This window comes from Actinomycetospora sp. CA-053990, from assembly GCF_050948445.1.
Classification (GTDB): domain Bacteria; phylum Actinomycetota; class Actinomycetes; order Mycobacteriales; family Pseudonocardiaceae; genus Actinomycetospora; species Actinomycetospora callitridis.
The window spans coordinates 5,808,558-5,824,227 of record NZ_CP192043.1 but is presented as its reverse complement, the minus strand read 5'-3'; the positions used below and the strand labels follow the sequence as shown (position 1 = coordinate 5,824,227).

Sequence of the window (15,670 nt, the reverse complement as noted above, 5' to 3'; positions counted from 1 at the left end):
TGCGTCTTCGCTTGCACTCAACGCCAGGAAATCCGCATCCTCGCCCCGTCAGAGAGGCCACCGTGTTCACCAGCGTGCTGATCGCCAACCGCGGCGAGATCGCCGTGCGGATCACGCGGACCCTGCACGCCCGGGGCCTGCGCGCGGTGGCCGTCTACACCGACCCCGACGCCGGCGCGCCGCATGTGGGCGCCGCCGACGTCGCGGTCCGCGTGCCCGACTATCTCGACGGCGCGGCCATCCTCGCGGCCGGCGCGGCGGTCGGCGCCGACGCCGTGCACCCCGGCTACGGCTTCCTCGCCGAGAACGCGGGCTTCGCCCGCCAGGTCGGCGAGGCCGGCATGACGTGGATCGGCCCGCCCCCCGAGGCCATCGAGGCCATGGGCGACAAGATCCGCGCGAAGGCGACCGTCGGCCCCGCGGGCGTGCCCCTGGTGCCGGGGTCCGACGGCACCGGGCTCGACGACGCCGCCGTGGCGGCCGCGGCCCGCGAGGTCGGCTTCCCGGTGCTGCTCAAGCCCAGCGCGGGCGGCGGCGGCAAGGGCATGCACGTCGTCGAGCGCGACGACGAGCTCGAGGGCGCCATCGCCGCCGCCCGTCGGGAGGCGCGGTCGAGTTTCGGCGACGACACCCTGCTCGTCGAGCGCTACGTCACCGACCCCCGCCACGTCGAGATCCAGGTGCTGGCCGATCAGCACGGCGGCGTCGTGCACCTCGGCGAGCGCGAGTGCTCCCTGCAGCGCCGCCACCAGAAGGTCGTCGAGGAGGCCCCGTCGGCCGTCCTCGACGAGACGCAGCGACTCGAGATGGGGAAGGCCGCCGTCGAGGCCGCCCGGGCCTGCGGCTACGTCGGCGCCGGCACGGTCGAGTTCGTGACGAACTCCGACGCGAGCGAGTTCTTCTTCCTCGAGATGAACACCCGCCTGCAGGTCGAGCACCCCGTCACCGAGGAGGTCGTCCGGGTGCGCGGCGCGGGGATCGACCTCGTCGCCGAGCAGCTGCGCGTCGCCGCCGGCGAGCCGCTGGGCTACGGCCAGGACGACGTGACGCTCGAGGGCCACGCCGTCGAGGTCCGCCTCTACGCCGAGGACCCCGCCCGCGGTTTCCTGCCGACCGGCGGGACGGTGCTGGACCTGGTGTGGCCGCCCCACACCCGTGTCGACGCCGGGGTGGAGATCGGCACCGAGGTCGGGTCCCGGTACGACCCGATGCTCGCCAAGATCATCGCCAGCGGTCCGGACCGTGCCGCCACCCTCGACCGCCTCGACGCCGCGCTCGCCGCCACCACCGTGCTCGGCGTCCGCACCAACCTCGCCTGGCTGCGCACGCTGCTGAACGACGAGGACGTCCGCGCCGGCCGTCTCGACACCGGGCTCATCGCCCGCCTCGACCCGCCCGCCGACGACATCCCCGACGACGTCCTCGCCGCCGCGGCGCTCGCCGGCCTGCTCGACCTGCCCGCGGGCGACGCCCCGTTCGACCGCCTGGGCGGGTGGCGCCTCGGCGCCGACCCCGCGCCGGCGCGGTGGCGTCTCGTCCCCGCCGCGGGGGCGAGCGGTGACCCCGTCGACGTCGCCGTGGCCGGTCCGCCGGACCACGCGAGCGTGACGATCGGCGAGGACGGAGCCACCAGAGGGGTCTCGGCCCGGAGACACGGCCCCACCCTCGTCGTCACCCTCGACGGCGCCACCCGCGGCTACCGCACCGCGATCGCCGGCGGGGTGCGCTGGCTCGCGCGCGACGGCGACGCCTGGGCCCTGCGCGAGCAGGAACGCCTGCGGGCGGCCCGCACCGCCGCCGGGGGACAGGACGGTCCGCTGACCGCCCCGATGCCCGGCACCGTGACCGCCGTCGAGGTCGCCGAGGGCGACCACGTCACCACCGGTCAGCGCCTCGTCGTCGTCGAGGCCATGAAGATGGAGCACGTGATCTCCGCCCCGGTCGACGGGGTGGTCAAGGACCTGGCCGCGAAGGCCGGCGCGGCGGTCGCCCTGGACGCGCCGCTCGTCACCGTCGTGCCCGAATCAGGAGAATGATCATGCAGTTGTCCGAGGAGCACGAAGCCCTGCGCGCGACCGTGGAGGACTTCGCGCAGAAGGAGGTCGCGCCGGTCATCGGCGACTTCTACATCAAGGAGAAGTTCCCGTACGCGCTGGTCAAGAAGATGGGCGAGATGGGCCTGTTCGGGCTGCCCGTCGGCGAGGAGTACGGCGGCATGGGCGGCGACTACGTCGCGCTGTGCGTCGCGCTCGAGGAGCTCGGCCGGGTCGACCAGTCGGTGGCCATCACGCTCGAGGCCGGGGTGTCGCTGGGGATCATGCCGCTGCTGCGGTTCGGCTCCGACGAGCAGAAGGAGCGCTGGCTCCCCGACCTCGCCGCCGGCCGGAGGCTCGGCGGGTTCGGGCTCACCGAGGCCGGCGGCGGCTCGGACGCCGGGGCCACCCGCACCACCGCGAAGCTCGACGGCGGGAACTGGGTGATCAACGGGACCAAGGCGTTCATCACCAACTCGGGCACCGACATCACCTCGCTGGTCACGGTCACCGCCGTCACCGACCGCGGTGAGGACGGGAAGAAGGAGATCTCGGCGATCCTCGTCCCGTCGGGGACCGACGGCTTCACCGTCGCGCCGTCGTACTCGAAGGTCGGCTGGAACGCCTCCGACACCCACGAGCTCGCCTTCGACGACTGCCGCGTGCCCGAGGAGAACCTGGTCGGCACCCGGGGCCGGGGCTACGCGCAGTTCCTGTCGATCCTCGACGAGGGCCGCGTGGCGATCGCCGCGCTGTCCACCGGCGCCGCCCAGGGCTGCGTCGACGAGTCACTGCGCTACGCCCGCGAGCGCGAGGCGTTCGGCGCCGCGATCGGGACCTACCAGGGCATCCAGTTCAAGATCGCCGAGATGGAGTCGCGCACCGTCTGCGCCCGCCTCGCCTGGCAGGACGCCGCCGCGAAGATGTCCGCCGGGGTGCCGTTCAAGAAGGAGGCCGCGATCGCGAAGCTCGTGAGCTCCAACGCGGCGATGGACAACGCCCGCGACGCCACCCAGATCTTCGGCGGCTACGGCTTCATGAACGAGTACCCCGTGGCCCGGCACTACCGCGACTCGAAGATCCTGGAGATCGGCGAGGGCACGAGCGAGGTCCAGAAGATCCTCATCGCGCGTCACCTCGGGCTCTGAGGCGCCTCTCCCGCAGGGCCAGGAACAGCGGGAACGTGAACGCCACGGCGATCACGAAACTGAGCACCACGAGCAGCACCAGGCCCAGCGGGCGGAATCCCAGCCGGCGGCCCTCGACCACCATGACGATACAGGCCGCGACGGCCACGACGATGATGTCGACGGCCGCCGAGGAGCTCGCGGCGTTGGCGAACCAGCCCCCGAGGTAGTCGGTGCCGCCCGTGGCGAAGAAGCTCAGGTTGAACCACCACGTCCCGACGAGGCCGACCAGCGACAGGACGAGGTAGACCGCGACGAGGGCGGGGTGCCCGGTGCGGGCGGGGGCGACGGTGGTCGGTGTGCTCATCGCTGGGTCTCCAGGACGGTCGGGGTGGTGCGGGGACGCAGGACGGCGGCGGTGGCCAGGGCGGTGACGACGACCAGCGCCGCGCCGACGGCGATCGTCGGGCCGTCCGGGGCGATGATCGACTGGCCGCGCAGGGCCTGCCAGACCAGGAGCAGCGTCAGCCCGGCCCAGAACCCCCCGGCGATGCCGACCAGCCGCGCCCGCACCGACACGTCGCGCAGCACCGGCACGCGCGGCGCGAGGGCGAGCAGCGCGAAGGCGAGCAACGGCAGGCCCTGCAGCGCGTGCAGGCCGATGAAGTGGCCGATCCGCAGGTCGCCGCCGGTGGTGCTCCAGCCGACCAGGGGGAGGGCCGCGCCGCCGTCGGGCACCCCGACAGCGTGCGCCCCGACCGTCGGCATCGACCCGGTCGTGCTCGCGGCGGCGATCTGCGCGCCCGTCGGGCTCGTCATGAAGAACGCCGTGGCCATCCCGAGCAGGGTGACGACCAGCCCGAGGCGCACCGCCCAGGCGATGTCGACGGGCAACGTCCGTTCGCGCAGCAGCAGCACGCCGAGCCCGGCGGTGGCGATCCAGAGCACGACGATGGTCGTCCCCATCACTGCCCAGACGGCCGTGTCGAACGCCGTGGCGACGTTGAAGTGGCTGGCGCGCCCGCGGACCACCTGCCCGACGATGGCGATCATCTCGATCGTTCCGGCGGTGGCGACGACGGCGCCGGCGCGGCGGGCCCACCGCCGTGCCGTCGGCGAGGCGACGAGCGAGATCATCCACACCAGCGTCGCGCCGTAGAGGACGAAGCTGATCGAGAACTTCAGGGGCTTGGCCCAGATCGGCTGGCCACCGAGGAGGCGGGGGTCGAGCGCGACACCGGCCAGGCACACGGCGGCGAGCACGGCCATGGCGACGGTGAACACGGCCAGGGAGCGTGACTCCCGTGCGAATGATCGGATAGTGGCGCTGTCCATGAGCGGAGAGTAGAACTATCCGAGTCGGACGTCCAGAGGGGAGCGGGATGCGGGTCGCGGAACTGAGCCGCCGGTCGGGCGTGAGCGTCGCGTCGATCAAGTACTACCTGCGCGAGGGTCTGGTGCCGCCCGGCGAGCTCACGAGCCCGAACCAGGCGCACTACGACGAGGAGCACCTGCGCCGCCTGCGCCTGGTGCGCGCGCTGCTCGACGTCGGCGGGCTCACGGTCGCGGGCGCCCGGGACGTGCTCGCCACGGTCGACGACGAGCAGGTCGACCTGCACCACGCGCTCGGGACCGCGCAGGACGCGGTGATGGCGCGCGTGCAGCCCGTCGAGGACGACGCCTCGGTGCGGGCGGAGAAGGTCGTCGCGGACCTCGTCGCCCGGCGCGGGTGGCGGGTGACCGAGAACAACGCGGGCCGGCGCGCCGCGATCGACGTCCTCGCGACCCTCGACCGGCTCGGGGGCGACCAGGTCGTCGGGCTGCTCGACGTCTACGCCGAGGCGATGGAGGCGGTCGGCGACCGCGAGGTCGCGGCGGTGGTCGACCGCGACGAGCGGGAGGGCTCGGTCGAGAGGGTCGTCGTCGGCATCGTCCTCGGGGGCGCGCTCATCGCCGCGCTGCGCGGGATGGCCGAGGAGTCGGCGTCGGCCCGGCGGGTGGCCCCGGGCGGGGAGCGCTAGCGTCCGGGCGTGGCCGCACAGATCGACTTCCCGTCCCGCATCGGCGTCTGGTGGACCAGCGACACCTGGTCGATGCCGGACGCGCAGCAGGCAGCCCGCGATATCGAGGCGATGGGCTACGGCTCGCTGTTCTACGGCGAGGCCTACGGCAAGGAGACGCTGACCCAGGCGGGCGCGTTCCTCGCCGCCACCGAGCGCCTCGTCGTCGGCACCGGCATCGCCAACATCCACGCCCGCGACCCCATCGCCGCCGAGTCCGGCGCGCGCACGCTCACCGCGCTGCACCCCGGGCGCTTCGTCCTCGGGCTCGGGGTCAGCCACGCGCCGCTCGTCGAGCGCGGTCGCGGCGGCACGTACGAGAAGCCGCTGGCCACGATGCGCGACTACCTCGCGCGGATGGCCGCGGTCCCCGAGCAGATCGAGCCCGGCGTGGGCCGCCCCGCCCGTCTCGTCGCCGCCCTCGGCCCGAAGATGATCGAGCTCGCGGGCGCCGAGACCGACGGCGTGCACCCCTACCTCGTCCTCCCCGAGCAGAGCCGCGTGACCCGCGAGGCCCTGGGGCCGGACAAGTGGGTCGTCACCGAGCAGGCCGTCGCGGTGGGCGACGACGCCGAGGACGCGATGCGCCGCGCCCACGCGCACCTCGAGGTGTACTCGGGCCTGCCGAACTACCGGAACTCCTGGCTGCGCCAGGGCTTCGAGGAGTCCGACCTGGTCCGCGGCGGCTCGGAGCGCCTCGCGCGGGCGCTGGTGGGCATGGGCGACCTCGAGACCGTGGCGGCGTCGGTGACCGCGCACCTCGACGCCGGCGCGGACCACGTGCTGGTCCAGGCCCTGGGCGACAACCCGATGTCCGATCCCCGCCCGGCCCTACGCGAGCTGGCGGGCGCCCTGGGTCTGTGAGCGAAGTTCACGGCTATAGCCGTGAACTTCGCTCACGTACGGGTGTCGGTCCGGATCGGGTGGCCGGGCGGGATCTCGACGAGGACGATCGCGCGGCCGTCGGGGTCGGCGATCCAGCACTCGTCGAGCCCCCACGGCTCGCGGACCGGCTCGCGCGTGATCCTCACGCCCCGACCCCGGAGCTCCGCGACGGCGTCGGGCAGCGAGCGGACCTGCAGCCACAGCGCGTCGTCCCCGATCGCGACCGCGCCCGCCTTCGAGAGCTCCAGGTAGCCGGTGCCCAGGAAGAACACCACGCCGCCAGGGAACTCCCGGGCCACGGCGAGGCCGAGGTTCTCGGCGTAGAACGTCCGGGAGAGCTCCCAGTCGCGCGGACGCACGAGGATGCGGCTCGAGAGGATCTCCACGGGCGTTCCCTCCGTCTCGTGTCACGATTGGCCCGGTGACCGGCGGGAACCTCAGCGGAGTGAGTTCTCCCGAGCCCGACCCGAGGCGCTGGCGCGCCCTGGCGGTGTGCCTGATCGCCGGGTTCATGACGCTGCTCGACGTCAGCATCGTCAACGTCGCCCTCCCCGCGATGCAGCGGGGGGTCGGCGCGTCGTCGGCCGAGCTGTCCTGGGTCGTCTCGGGCTACGCCCTGACCTTCGGGCTGGTGCTCGTCGCCTCGGGACGCCTGGGCGACGACCGCGGCCGCAAGAAGATGTTCCTGCTCGCGCTCGCGCTGTTCACGCTGACGAGCGCCGCGGCCGGGCTCGCGCCGAACGCCGAGACGCTCGTCGCCGCCCGCCTGCTGCAGGGCGCGGCCGGCGGGATGCTGAACCCGCAGGTCATCGGCTTCATTCAGCAGCTGTTCACGGGCCGCGAGCGCGGGCGGGCGTTCGGGCTGTTCGGCGCCGCGATCGGCATCTCCACCGCGATCGGGCCGCTGCTCGGCGGCCTGCTGCTGCAGTGGGGCGGCGAGGCCGACGGCTGGCGCTGGGTGTTCTACGTCAACGTCCCGATCGGCGTCGCGGCCCTGGTCCTCGGCGTCCGCCTGCTCCCGAGGGACGCGCCCGCGGCGACGGAGCGGCGGCCGCTGGACCTCGTCGGGGCCGTCCTGCTCGGTGGCGCGGTCGTGGCGCTCATGACCCCGCTCGTGCTCTCCGAGCAGGACCCGGCGAGCGCGCCGTGGTGGCTCCTGGGGGTCGCCCTCGTCCTGCTGCTCGCGTTCGTCGCCTGGGAGCGTCGGGCCCGCCGCACCCACGGGCACCCGCTGGTGAACTTCGGCCTCCTGCGCACCCGCAGCTACGCGTTGGGCACCTCGCTGGGACTGCTCTACTTCGCCGGCTTCACCGCGATCTTCTTCGTCGTCACCCTGTTCCTGCAGAACGGCCGCGGCTACACCCCGCTCGAGGCGGGGCTCGCCCTGACGCCGTTCGCGCTGGGCTCCGCCGTGACGTCGGCGATCGGCGGCCGCCTCGTGTCGCGGCTGGGCAAGTCGCTGGTCGTCCTCGGCCTCCTCGCGGTCGCCCTCGGGCTGGTCGCCGTCGACGTGGTCCTGCGGCTCGACCCCCAGCAGGTCGGCTGGGCGATCGCCGGGCCGCTCCTGCTCGCCGGCATCGGCAGCGGCTTCGTCATCGCGCCGAACCAGACCCTCGCGCTCGAGGAGGTGCCCCCGAGGGAGGGCGGCACGGCGGCCGGCGTCCTGCAGACCGGGCAGCGCATCGGCTCGGCGGTCGGCATCTCCGCGGTCGGCGCGGTGTTCTTCGGCCAGCTCACCGCGACGGGCGGCGACTGGTCGCTGGCCATCAGCCAGGGCCTGATCGGCGCCGTCGCGTTCGTCGTCCTCGCGCTGCTGCTCGGGCTCGCCGACCTCGCCCTCGACCGCCGTCGTCGGCGCGCCGCCGCTGCCGAAGGGCCGGCGACGGACGACGAGGCGCCCGCCCACACCCCGTCCCGCACCACCCGGTCGCGGTCGACGGGTCGACCCTGCGGGGCCGGGTGACCGACCGGCTGGGGGACGGCCTCGGGGGTGCGACGGTGACGCTCGTGGGCGCCGATGGCCACGAGGTGGCCGTCGCGGCGGTGGGCGAGGACGGGACCTTCCACCTCGAGCCGCGCGAGGCGGGCACGTTCCAGCTGGTGGCCCGGGCCGACGGTCATCCGCCCGAGGTGGGCTGGGTCGCGGTCCCGGCGTCCGGCGAGGTCGTCCGCGATGTCGCGCTGGGCACCCGTTCGCCGGCGGCGGATTGAGCCGTCCGCCCGGGGGTACCTAGCCGTCCGTCCAGCGCGCCGTAGGCGGCGCGTGGTGAGGAGGCTCTCATGGCGCAGGAAGACAAGGTCGACAACAAGGCCCAGGAACTCAAGGGCAAGGTCAAGGAGGGCGTCGGCAAGGCGGTCGGCAACGAGCGCCTCGAGGCCGAGGGCAAGAAGGACCAGACCGCCGGCAGCCTCAAGAACGCGGGCGAGAAGGTCAAGGACGCCTTCCGCGACTGATGCCGAACACCGACGGCGGGGCGGCCCGGACCGGGCCACCCCGCCGTCGGTCCCTCACAGTCGTTTGAGGGGCGGCGGCGCAGCGCCGTCGTCGCCCGACAGGGACGCCTGCGCCGGCGAGCGGGCCAGCACCACGACGCCGCCGAGCGCGAGCACCAGTCCCAGCACGAAGGCCGGCGTCCAGCCCGGCCGCACGGAATCGCCCAGCGCCACGAGGCCGAGCAGGCCCGGCGCCAGCGTCTCGGTCACCGCGAGCACCGCCACCACGGGGCCGACCGACCCCCGACCCAGCGCGACCGTGTAGAGCGCGAGCCCCAGCACCGCGAAGCCGAGCAGGCTCCAGATCACCGGGTCCGCCACCGCCTGGCCGGCGATCTCGCCGAAGGACCCGCGCAGGTCGATCATGCGGACCGCCACGGCGGTGCCGCCGAACGCGAGCCCGGCGAGGAACGACACGAGCATCGCGCGGCGGCTGCGGATCGCGATCGGTACCGACACCCCCAGCAGGACCACGAACGCGACCACCAGCGCGACGACCCCGGCCGTGCTCGGCGTGACCTGCTCGTCGTCGACGCTCGCGCTCGCCACCAGCAGCGCCAGGCCGAGGACGTTGGCCCCTGCCGCCCAGAGGTCGAGGCGTCGCAGCGGGGTGTCGAACACCCAGTGCGACGCGATCACCGTGATGCCGACCTGTCCGGCGACGATCGCCTGCACGGCCACGATCGGCATGTAGCGCAGGGCGAGCACCGTGAGCACCCAGCCGCCGATGTCGAGGGCGAGCCCCCCGAGGTACATCGGGTGCAGCACCACCGTCGCGACCCGGGTCGCCCGACGGGTGGCGCTCGCCTCCAGCAGCGCCGCGCCCGCGTTGGCCCCTGCCGAGGCGAGCGCGAAGAGCAGGCCCAGGAGGAGCACACACCCAGTCTGCCTTGGGATGATCGCCCCACACCGGCGCCGAACCGGCGCGTCCGATCGTTCGTCGACCGGATCGGTGCCCGACCCCTCGAGGAGGAGCATCCGTGGCTCTCGACGCCACCGCCGTGTCGCTGGTGGTCCTCGGACTGCTCATCGTGCTGGCGGCGCTCGCGGACCGCCTCGCGGGCGGGGCCCTCGCCGCCGTCCCCGGCGCGGTGCGCGACACCGCGATCGTCGGTGTCCTGGTCGCCCTCGCCGGCGTCCCCTTCGCCCTGGTCGCCACCGACGAGGCCCTGGCCGCGGCGGACTCACCGGTCCTGGGCTGGGTGGTCGAGCACCGCACCCCCGGGCTGACCGCCGCCGCCGAGGTCGTCTCGCTGGTCGGCGGCACCGTGGGCACGGGCGGGCTCGCCGTCCTCTCGGCCGTGGTGCTCTTCGGGCGCGGCCACCGGCGCACGGCGCTGATCTGGGTGCTGGGCGTCGTCGCGGGCTCCGTGACGATCCGGCTGGTCAAGCTCGCGGTCGAGCGTCCGCGGCCGCCCGAGTACCTACGCCTCGCGCCGGAGACGACGGCGTCCCTGCCGTCGGGCCACGCGCTGATGAGCGCCCTCGGGCTGGGGCTCACCGCGGCCGCGGTGATCGCCCTGACCGTCGGGACGCGGCACGCCGCCCTCGTGCGCGCGGTCGCGATCGTGCTCGCGGTCCTCGGCGCGCTGCTGGTCGGCGCCAGCCGCGTCTACCTCGGCGTCCACTGGACCACCGACGTGACCGCCGGCTGGCTCCTCGGCGCGGCGCTGGCCACGACGTGCGTCACCCTGGCCCGGGTGCTCGACGCCCGGGACCGGCTGGGCGACAGCCCGGCCCCGAACCCGTGGCTTCGGGATCCCGTGACGGATTCCCCGAAAGACTGACACTCGGCCGAGTGGCGACCGGCTCGACTGGTCACCAACCGGCGCCCGATTGCTCCGTCCGAGACGGTCTGCCTACCCTTACCTCGTCCGCTCGGGTGAACGAGGTGAGCCGTGGTTGCCGTACCGCTGCTCGTGCTGGGCGCACGCGTCTCCGGCCTCGCCACGGCGCTCTTCCTCGCCCACCAGGGCTTCCCCGTGCACGTCCTCGAGCGCGACCCGCCCGTCGACGGCGACCCGGACGTCGCCGTGTTGCCCCCGCACGCGCTGCGGGAGCTGGCCGTGCTCGGCCTCGCCGACGCCGTCTGCGCCCAGGCCTGGGAGCCGGTCCGGCTCACGCACGCGGACGCCGGGACGGGCGCGCTGCTGCGGGTCGCCGATCTCGGGAGCGCCGTCCGCACCCGGTTCGGCCGCCCCTACGTCCTCGCGCCCCACGCCGTGCTCCGCGGCCTGCTCGTCGCGGCCTGCGCGGCCGACGAGATGGTCACCGTCGAGTACGGCCGCACCGCGGCCTCGGTCGAGGACCTCGGCGACTCCGTGCTCGTCACCGACGACACCGGCGGGAGCTACCGCGCCGAGGCCGTGGTGGGGGCCGACGGCCCCGGCAGCCGGCTCCGGGGGCACTTGGGCGGCGGTCACGCCGTCTCCGCGCCCTACCTCCTGCACCGCGCGCCCGGGCCGGCGCCGCCCGACGGCGTCCTGCGGCTGTGGTCCTCCCCGTCCCTGCACGTCACGCACGCCGGGGTCCCGGGCGGCGCCGGATCGGTGTCGGTGACGGTGCGCGTCGACGCCCTCGACGAGATGCACCGCGACGGGGTCGCCGCCGTCGTCGGTCGGCTCATGGCCGCCACGGCGCCGGACGTCCGCGCGGCGGCCGGCGAGGCCGTCGGGACGCGCCCGCCGCGCGTGCTGCGCCACCACGTGCCGCTGCAGCGGGCGCGCGCCACCGCATGACCGTCGTCGGCGCCGCCGCCCAGCCCATGCTGCCGCACACGGCGCAGGCCGTGGCGGTCGATCTCCTCGACGCGGCGGCGCTCGGGCGCGCCTTCGACCACGCGGACGGCCGGATTGTGCCGGCGCTCGACGAGTACGCCCACGTGCGCGCGAACCCTCGCGCGGCCACGGCCGTCCGGGCGCACGACTTCGCCGCCCTCTGCCACGCCGAGGGCCTGGTGCGCCGCATGCGCGACCGGCTCTGGCGCAGCGACGCCATCGACGCCACGGCCGCCGTCGTCGACGCCACCGGGTGGGGTCCGGTCACGGGCGGGCCCGCCGGTCGCCCGAGGCCCTCCGACGGCCGCTGGACGGGCCCGGGCCGTCCCGGCGCGGCGGGGCCACCCCGGGATCCCTCCGGCCCCGCCGGTCCGATGGCCGGGTGACGCCCGGGGCGGGAGGATGCGGCGGCGTGAGCACCCCCACCGAGAGCTCCACCGACGCCGTCCTCACCCCCGACACCGCCGCCCTCGACGGGCTGCGCCTGCACTACCGCGTCGGGGGCAGCGGCCCTCCCGTGGTGCTGCTGCACGGCTGGCCGCAGACCGGTCACTGCTGGCGCCACGTCGCCGGCCCCCTGGCCGCCGACCACACCGTGATCGTCCCCGACCTGCGCGGCTACGGGGCCAGCGACAAGCCCACCGGCGGCTTCGACAAGCGCACGATGGCCCGCGACATCTCCTCGCTCGTCGAGCACCTCGGCCACGAGCGGGTCGCCGTCGTCGGGCACGACCGCGGCGGTCGGATCGCGCACCGCTGGGCGCTCGACCGGCCCGAGCAGGTCACGCGCCTCGCCGTCCTCGACATCGCCCCGAGCCGCGCCACGTGGCAGCGCATGGACGGCGACCTGGGCACGAAGTACTGGCACTGGCTCTTCCACCTGCAGCCCGACCTGCCCGAACGGTTGGCCGGCGCCGACGTCGAGGGCTACCTGCGCTACTTCCTCGAGAAGTGGACCTACGCGCGCGAGGGCCTCGAGCCGTCGGCGATCGCGGAGTACGTCCGCGCGTTCTCGCAGCCCGGGGCGCTGCGTTGCGGCTTCGACGACTACCGCGCCCACCCCGTCGACTCGGCGCACGACGAGGAGGACCACGCCGCGGGCCGGCGCGTCACCCAGCCGCTGCTCGCGCTCTGGGGTGCCGACGGGGTCATGGGCACGACGCTGCCGCTGCTCGACATGTGGCGCGAGTACGCCGACGAGGTGCGGGGCCGGGCGATCGAGCGCTGCGGGCACTTCGTGCCCGAGGAGCGGCCCGCGGAGGTCCTGGAGGAGTTGCGAGGCTTCCTCGCGCAGGGAGGATGAGGACGTGAGCAGCCCCCTGAAGATCGAGGCCGATCCCGAGGAGCTGGGCTTCGACCCGGCGCGCCTGAACCGCATCGAGCAGCACTTCACCCGGTACGTCGACGACGGGCGCCTCGCGGGCTGGCACGCGGTGGTCGCCCGCGACGGGAAGGTCGTGCACTCGTCGAGCGCCGGCCACCGGGATGCGGAGGCCGGGCTCCCGGTCACCGACGACACCCGCTGGCGCCTCTACTCGATGACCAAGCCGATCACCTCGGTGGCGGCGATGATGCTCTGGGAGCGCGGGCTCTTCGAGCTCACCGACCCGATCAGCCGCTGGCTGCCCGAGTTCGCCGAGCCCCGGGTGTACGTCAAGGGCTCGTCCGGCAAGCCGCTGCTCGAGGCGGCCACCGAGCCCATCCGCGTGTGGCACCTGCTGACCCACACCGCCGGGCTGACCTACGGCTTCCACCACGCCCACCCCGTCGACGAGCTCTACCGCGCCGCCGGCTTCGAGTGGTCCGCGCCCGCGGGTCTCGACCTCGCCGGCTGCGTCGAGGCGTGGGCGAAGCTGCCCCTGGTGTTCCAGCCCGGCACGGAGTGGAACTACAGCCACGCCACCGACGTCCTCGGCCGGCTGATCGAGGTCGTCGCGGGCCAGCCGCTCGACACGTTCCTCGAGGAGAACGTCCTCGGACCGCTCGGGATGGACGCGACCGGCTTCGTCGTCGACGACCCCGACCGGCTCGCCGCCCTGTACCTCCAGAACCCCTCGACGGGCCGTGCCCTGCTCGCCGAGACGGCCGGGATGGGGGCGATGGCGCGCGAGGCCCTCGAGCCCACGTGGCTCGGCGGCGGGGGCGGGCTCGTCTCGACGGCCGGGGACTACCACCGGTTCACGCGCATGCTGCTGGGCCGCGGGGAGGTCGACGGCGTCCGCCTGCTCGGCAGCCGCACCGTCGACTACATGGGCCGCAACCACCTGCCCGGCGGCCTCGACCTCGAGCAGGTCGGGCGGCCCCTGTTCGCCGAGATGCCGTTCGACGGGGTCGGGTTCGGCCTCGGGTTCTCGGTGGTGACCGACCCCGTCCGCTACCGCACGCCCGCCAGCCCCGGCGAGATGGCGTGGGGCGGGGCGGCGAGCACCGCGTTCTGGGTCGACCCCCTCGAGCGCATCTCGGCGATGTTCTTCACCCAGTTGCTGCCCTCGAGCGCGCACCCCATCCGCACGCAGCTGCGCGGGCTCGTCTACCAGGCACTGATCGACTGAGAGCGTCCGCCCGAGGCGCATGGCCGGGTGCGCAGCCACCGTGCCGGCCCCGATCGTTGCGCTGCGTGACCGGATCGGGACGAAGCGAGTGCACGGAAATCTTTCCGATCGTCACTCGGGAAGGGGGCTGCGTCCGTGCGGGCGGCTGGGTAGCGTCGTCGCGACTCGGACGAGGGACGGCATCGGGCACAGCCAGTGACCGGTGCCGTCGCCGTGACGGGTGATCCCGCCGCGTGAGCTGTGGCAGCGGGTCGGGACCAGGCGGCCACCGGGAGCCAGCATGAATGCGACATCAGGACCTCGCCGACGACCGAACGGACCGCATCCCGAGCGCACCGCGCCGGACGAGCCGACGGTGCCGGCCCAGCGCACGGCGGCCGATGTCTACGGGGTGAGCGACAACCAGGTGCACCGCGCTCGCATCGCCGTGGCGCGCAACTCCCTCGACTCCGAGGACTGCCGCGAACTGCTCGACATGCTCGGACTCATCGGCGAGGGCGGCGACCCGCCTCCCGTCCGGCGCTGAGGGAATTCGTCCGAACAGAGACGGCTTTGCGCGTGGGCGGCTCTCCCCGGGTCGCTCCCGCGCTAGCGTGACCGCCGATGTCCGACCACGCCGAGGCCGCATCGCGCGATCCCGCCGGGACGCGCGGGGTCGTGCCGCGCCAGGCGCGGGCGCTGGCGACCCGCGGGGCGATCCTCGCCGCGGCCGCGGAGGAGTTCGCCGGGTCCTCGTACCACGAGGCCTCGCTATCGCGGATCCTCGAGCGCAGCAAGGTCACCAAGGGCGCCCTCTACTTCCACTTCGTCTCCAAGGAGAGCATCGCGCTCGCCGTGGTCGACGAGATGGACCTGTTGTGCCGCGACCTCGTCGACCGCAGCAATGCGCTCGGCCTCGACGCCCTGCGCACCGCGGCCCGCGTGACCCGCGAGGTCCAGGACGCCCTCGGCGGGTCCGTGATGCGGGCCGGCCAGCGCCTGTCCACCGAGGGCTTCGCCGGGCCCCACCGGCCCGGGTGGCCCTTCCGGTACTGGGAGGAGGTCTTCCGCGACCTCTTCGCCCGGGCCGCCGACGAAGGAATCCTGCGCCCCGGCGTCGACCCCGCCTCGTTCTCCCGGATGGCCGTCGACACCGGCGCCGGCGCCTTCGTCGTCTCCCTCGGCGTCTCGCACCTCGCCGACCTCGGCCGGCGGGTGTGCGAGAACTGGGAGCTCCTGCTGGGCTGCGCCGCCGTCCCCGAGTGGCTCGAGGGCTTCCGGGCCGAGGGCGGCATGGCGGCCGTGCTCGGGCCGCATCTCCTCGACGACCGGCGGGACGGCCACAGGGACGGTCACCGGGACGGGAGGGGGTGGGTGGCGGACGTCTGAGCTCCGTCACCTATGCTTGGTGCGCTCCCAACGGGTACGCCGTTGGCGGGTAGGGTCCTCAGCCAGAGGGTCGCGCCCCCATCGTTCAGCGGCCTAGGACTCCGCCCTTTCAAGGCGGCAACGCGGGTTCGAATCCCGTTGGGGGTACGGTAGGTCAGCACGATCAAGGCCCAGTGGCGCAGTTGGTTAGCGCGTCGCCCTGTCACGGCGAAGGTCGCGGGTTCGAGTCCCGTCTGGGTCGCTCCACGGTCGAGGTTCTTCCTCGACCTCTCGGCCAGGTAGCTCAGTCGGTACGAGCGATCGCCTGAAAAGCGATAGGTCGGCGGTTCGACCCCGCCCCTGGCCACCCCTGCCCACCAGCGGAAACGCCCGGTG

Annotated in this window: 18 protein-coding genes and 3 tRNA genes; 17 read left to right on the top strand and 4 right to left on the bottom strand. The window is 74.3% G+C overall.

All coding sequences use genetic code 11. The features are described from left to right. Nucleotides 1-62: 62 nt before the first annotated feature. Nucleotides 63-2,036, top strand: coding sequence for an acetyl/propionyl/methylcrotonyl-CoA carboxylase subunit alpha (locus tag ACQPYN_RS29675; protein WP_433030494.1), 1,974 nt, complete (start codon nucleotides 63-65; stop codon nucleotides 2,034-2,036). Beyond that, a complete protein-coding gene (locus ACQPYN_RS29670) occupies nucleotides 2,033-3,181 on the top strand; it encodes an acyl-CoA dehydrogenase family protein (RefSeq protein WP_433030492.1) in 1,149 nt (382 codons plus the stop codon). The genes ACQPYN_RS29675 and ACQPYN_RS29670 overlap by 4 nt, the downstream gene beginning before the upstream one ends. On the opposite strand, the gene ACQPYN_RS29665 is transcribed toward ACQPYN_RS29670, so the two are convergent. Both ACQPYN_RS29665 and ACQPYN_RS29660 read right to left on the bottom strand, forming a co-directional pair. After that, a complete protein-coding gene (locus tag ACQPYN_RS29665; protein WP_433030490.1) occupies nucleotides 3,156-3,527 on the bottom strand; it encodes a DUF2834 domain-containing protein in 372 nt (123 codons plus the stop codon). The two genes, ACQPYN_RS29670 and ACQPYN_RS29665, sit on opposite strands and share 26 nt — an antisense overlap. Continuing rightward, entirely contained in the window at nucleotides 3,524-4,444 is a 921-nt protein-coding gene (locus tag ACQPYN_RS29660; RefSeq protein WP_433030488.1) for a hypothetical protein, read from the bottom strand. The genes ACQPYN_RS29665 and ACQPYN_RS29660 overlap by 4 nt, the downstream gene beginning before the upstream one ends. Before the next feature lie 98 nt (nucleotides 4,445-4,542). Here ACQPYN_RS29660 and ACQPYN_RS29655 point away from each other — a divergent pair, with 98 nt between their 5' ends. Both ACQPYN_RS29655 and ACQPYN_RS29650 read left to right on the top strand, forming a co-directional pair. Then, nucleotides 4,543-5,181, top strand: coding sequence for a MerR family transcriptional regulator (locus ACQPYN_RS29655; RefSeq protein WP_433030486.1), 639 nt, complete (start codon nucleotides 4,543-4,545; stop codon nucleotides 5,179-5,181). Nucleotides 5,182-5,190: 9 nt separating this feature from the next. Next, nucleotides 5,191-6,084, top strand: a complete 894-nt coding sequence (locus tag ACQPYN_RS29650) for an LLM class F420-dependent oxidoreductase (RefSeq protein ID WP_433030484.1) — start codon at nucleotides 5,191-5,193, stop codon at nucleotides 6,082-6,084. A gap of 32 nt (nucleotides 6,085-6,116) precedes the next feature. Here ACQPYN_RS29650 and ACQPYN_RS29645 read toward each other — a convergent pair whose 3' ends face one another. Continuing rightward, complete coding sequence (locus ACQPYN_RS29645; RefSeq protein WP_433030482.1) at nucleotides 6,117-6,491, bottom strand: VOC family protein; 375 nt, start codon at nucleotides 6,489-6,491, stop codon at nucleotides 6,117-6,119. A gap of 125 nt (nucleotides 6,492-6,616) precedes the next feature. On the opposite strand from ACQPYN_RS29645, the gene ACQPYN_RS29640 reads away from it, so the two are divergent. From ACQPYN_RS29640 to ACQPYN_RS29630, 3 genes are all read left to right on the top strand, one after another. Then, complete coding sequence (locus ACQPYN_RS29640) at nucleotides 6,617-8,068, top strand: MFS transporter (protein WP_433039119.1); 1,452 nt, start codon at nucleotides 6,617-6,619, stop codon at nucleotides 8,066-8,068. Further along, complete coding sequence (locus tag ACQPYN_RS29635; protein ID WP_433030480.1) at nucleotides 8,065-8,316, top strand: carboxypeptidase-like regulatory domain-containing protein; 252 nt, start codon at nucleotides 8,065-8,067, stop codon at nucleotides 8,314-8,316. Before ACQPYN_RS29640 ends, ACQPYN_RS29635 begins: the two co-directional genes overlap by 4 nt. Nucleotides 8,317-8,385: 69 nt before the next feature. Next, nucleotides 8,386-8,559, top strand: coding sequence for a CsbD family protein (locus ACQPYN_RS29630; protein WP_274190989.1), 174 nt, complete (start codon nucleotides 8,386-8,388; stop codon nucleotides 8,557-8,559). A gap of 54 nt (nucleotides 8,560-8,613) precedes the next feature. Here ACQPYN_RS29630 and ACQPYN_RS29625 read toward each other — a convergent pair whose 3' ends face one another. Continuing rightward, entirely contained in the window at nucleotides 8,614-9,474 is an 861-nt protein-coding gene (locus tag ACQPYN_RS29625) for a hypothetical protein (protein ID WP_433030478.1), read from the bottom strand. A gap of 104 nt (nucleotides 9,475-9,578) precedes the next feature. Between ACQPYN_RS29625 and ACQPYN_RS29620 the strand changes: the two genes are divergently transcribed. The 10 genes from ACQPYN_RS29620 (at nucleotide 9,579) to ACQPYN_RS29575 (ending at nucleotide 15,641) form a co-directional block, all read left to right on the top strand. Further along, the gene (locus ACQPYN_RS29620; protein ID WP_433030476.1) at nucleotides 9,579-10,385 is read left to right on the top strand and encodes a phosphatase PAP2 family protein; all 807 of its coding nucleotides are present in this window, start codon (nucleotides 9,579-9,581) and stop codon (nucleotides 10,383-10,385) included. Between the two features lie 111 nt (nucleotides 10,386-10,496). Further along, a complete protein-coding gene (locus ACQPYN_RS29615; RefSeq protein WP_433030474.1) occupies nucleotides 10,497-11,336 on the top strand; it encodes an FAD-dependent monooxygenase in 840 nt (279 codons plus the stop codon). After that, nucleotides 11,333-11,761, top strand: coding sequence for a hypothetical protein (locus tag ACQPYN_RS29610; protein WP_433030472.1), 429 nt, complete (start codon nucleotides 11,333-11,335; stop codon nucleotides 11,759-11,761). Before ACQPYN_RS29615 ends, ACQPYN_RS29610 begins: the two co-directional genes overlap by 4 nt. Before the next feature lie 26 nt (nucleotides 11,762-11,787). Further along, on the top strand, nucleotides 11,788-12,678 hold the full coding sequence (locus tag ACQPYN_RS29605) for an alpha/beta fold hydrolase (RefSeq protein ID WP_433030470.1): 891 nt from the start codon (nucleotides 11,788-11,790) through the stop codon (nucleotides 12,676-12,678). Between the two features lie 4 nt (nucleotides 12,679-12,682). Then, a complete protein-coding gene (locus tag ACQPYN_RS29600; RefSeq protein WP_433030468.1) occupies nucleotides 12,683-13,927 on the top strand; it encodes a serine hydrolase domain-containing protein in 1,245 nt (414 codons plus the stop codon). A gap of 355 nt (nucleotides 13,928-14,282) precedes the next feature. Then, nucleotides 14,283-14,453, top strand: a complete 171-nt coding sequence (locus tag ACQPYN_RS29595) for a hypothetical protein (protein WP_433030466.1) — start codon at nucleotides 14,283-14,285, stop codon at nucleotides 14,451-14,453. Between the two features lie 77 nt (nucleotides 14,454-14,530). Further along, entirely contained in the window at nucleotides 14,531-15,295 is a 765-nt protein-coding gene (locus ACQPYN_RS29590; RefSeq protein WP_433030464.1) for a TetR family transcriptional regulator, read from the top strand. Nucleotides 15,296-15,369: 74 nt separating this feature from the next. Then, a tRNA-Glu gene (locus ACQPYN_RS29585) sits at nucleotides 15,370-15,442 on the top strand. Nucleotides 15,443-15,462: 20 nt separating this feature from the next. Then, nucleotides 15,463-15,536, top strand: a tRNA-Asp gene (locus tag ACQPYN_RS29580). Between the two features lie 31 nt (nucleotides 15,537-15,567). Further along, nucleotides 15,568-15,641: transfer RNA gene (locus tag ACQPYN_RS29575), tRNA-Phe, on the top strand. Nucleotides 15,642-15,670: the final 29 nt, after the last annotated feature.